Genomic DNA, 2715 nt, shown 5'->3' on the forward strand with positions numbered 1-2715 from the left:
TTGCCAATGAGGTAAAATAACGATTCAATAATCTTATAAAAAAAATTATTTTACTTAAGGGGAGCTAGGAGACGATATCTTAGCTCCTTTTTAAATAAAAGGAGGCGTGTGTTATGGCCAACTTATTTAGGAAAAAATCAGTAAGGAAATTGTTAGAAGATAGTAAAAGTAAGACTTTGACAAAAACGTTGGGCGCATTTGACCTTACCATGCTAGGGATTGGTGCGATAATTGGTACAGGAGTGCTTGTATTAACAGGAATAGTAGCAGCAAGAGATGCTGGTCCAGCAGTTATTTTTTCATTTATGATTGCAGCAATTGTTTGCGGATTTGCTGCCCTATGTTATGCAGAAATCGCTTCTACCCTTCCAGTCTCGGGTAGTGTATATACCTATTCATATGCGACGATTGGTGAGTTTGTAGCCCATTTAATGGGATGGACCTTACTGTCAGTATATGTAGTTACAACTGCGGCGGTAGCAGGTGGATGGACAGGCTATTTTCACAACTTAGTAAGTGGATTTGGGATTGAGATACCAAAATCACTGTTAACGATTCCAACACAAGGTGGAATTGTTAACTTACCAGCAGTAATCATTACGTTGTTATTAACTTGGTTATTATCAAAAGGTACGAAAGAAAGTAAACGAGTGAATAATGCAATGGTATTAATAAAAATTGGTATTGTTGTTTTATTCATTTCAGTTGGTATTTTTTATGTGAAACCAGAAAACTGGATACCATTTGCACCGTACGGTATAAGCGGAGTCTTTTCCGGAGGAGCTGCAGTATTCTTTGCTTTTTTAGGATTTGATGCGTTAGCAACGTCTGCTGAAGAAGTAAAAAATCCACAACGTGATTTACCAATTGGTATTATTGCTTCGTTAGTTATTTGTACAATTATTTATGTTATAGTCTGTCTTGTTATGACAGGCATGGTTTCGTATAAGGAATTAGATGTACCAGAAGCAATGGCTTACGTATTAGAAGTTGTAGGACAAGATAAAGTGGCGGGGATAATCGCAGTTGGAGCTGTAATTGGTATTATGGCTGTAATTTTCGCTTACATTTATGCAGCAACACGTGTATTCTTCGCGATGAGCCGTGACGGATTATTACCAAAATCTTTTGCGAAAATTAATAAGAAGACAGAAGCACCAGTATTCTCAACTTGGTTAACAGGTATTGGTAGTGCTTTAATTGCTGGATTTATCGATTTAAAAGAATTATCGAATTTAGCGAATATTGGAGCGTTATTAACATTTGCGATGGTTGGTGTGTCAGTTATTATTCTTCGTAAAACACATCCAAATTTAAAACGTGGTTTCATGGTACCACTGGTACCAATCTTACCGATTATTTCAATAACATGTTGCTTATTTTTAATGGTAAATCTACCTTTAAAAACCTGGGTTTATTTCGGTATTTGGTTATTTATAGGGATAATAGTATATTTTATGTATTCTAAAAGACATAGTCAATTAAACAAACTATAAATGAGATATATCAGAGACAAAGGTTATCACGACCTACATGTTTGAGCAAGTAGGATCCTTCTCTTTTGGGAAGTACCTTTTCTTTTTATAAAAAATTCAATTAAAAGAACTTGAAAGTTTATGTTATACGTAAAAAAGCGAATCTATTTTCAAAATAGATTCGCTTTTTTATCTCCTAATAACTTAAAAAATTAAACTGAAATAGAAAAAGGAATTAATTATTCGGATGATAGTAAATGCCTGAGTGATTTCAATGTATATATGACAAATCAATTTGTATTTATTTCTTTGATAGGATTTTACATAATATTAATTTTTTGTGAATTATTAATCTGAAAATAATTTGATTTAAAGTATTATTCATACGAAATGAATACCTTTATGTAATTTATTTGATTTATAAGATAGTTAAGAATACCAAATCAAAACATAAAAGCTCATTATTGATTGATATTTTATAAAGTTGTATTAATATGTGTCATAAAATAATATCAAAATATAATTATAAATAGAATAAGGGAGGACTATGTAAAAAAGTAATAAATACAAGTTCATGAACTGTTTTTGCACGTAAGTACATGCTAAAGAAACCAAAACTATTAAATTGATCAAGGAAATGAGAGGGAGATACTATGGGGAATAAATCAAAGTATAAAACCAAAAGAATACTAGTAGCTACTGCAACATTAACTATAATTGCTTCTGGGATGGCTTCTTCATCAGATGTCTTTGCAGAGGAAACGCAGCAGCAAAAAAATTTATCGACATCACTGCAAAGTGAAAAATCAGTTAAATCAGAAAATAGAACATTTACAGTCCCAGGAAAAGGGGATGTTGAGGTACTAAAACAACAGGAAAGAAAAAGTATGGCATTTAGTCCATATGAACCAACTGGTTTATATGCAAAGCCAAATGAACAAATAACGATTAATGTAGAAGGTAATCAAGATATTCAGGTATACATTGGGACGTATTCGTATGATGCTTCTTGGAGAGAAGATTCTAAGATAAAATCGTTTACATTAAAACCTGGTATAAACACAATCCAATCTCCAAATGGGGGGCTGATTTATTTTTATAATAAACAGCAAGGAGGTACCATTCGAACAATAATCACAACAGGCGGAACGACTACGCCTTTCTTTGAACTAGGAAAGCATACGAAACAAGATTTAATTAACATGCTGGACCAATATCCAAATGCACATGCAGTGGAGTT

At 32.7% G+C, this 2715-nt stretch carries 2 protein-coding genes; both read left to right on the plus strand.

The annotated features are described in order from the left end of the window. Positions 1-113: 113 nt before the first annotated feature. Complete coding sequence (locus tag DN400_RS28020; RefSeq protein WP_097854070.1) at positions 114-1496, plus strand: amino acid permease; 1383 nt, start codon at positions 114-116, stop codon at positions 1494-1496. Between the two features lie 632 nt (positions 1497-2128). Beyond that, positions 2129-2715, plus strand: a 587-nt coding sequence (locus tag DN400_RS28025) for a M60 family peptidase N-terminal accessory domain-containing protein (protein WP_277998078.1), incomplete at its 3' end; no start/stop codon positions are given.

The organism is Bacillus sp. AR8-1 (assembly GCF_008042345.1).
Lineage (GTDB): Bacteria > Bacillota > Bacilli > Bacillales > Bacillaceae_G > Bacillus_A > Bacillus_A cereus.

What these genes read in the sequence shown, in the direction of transcription:
- DN400_RS28020 (WP_097854070.1), top strand. Translation starts at nt 114, where the DNA reads ATGGCCAACTTATTTAGGAAAAAATCAGTAAGGAAATTGTTAGAAGAT.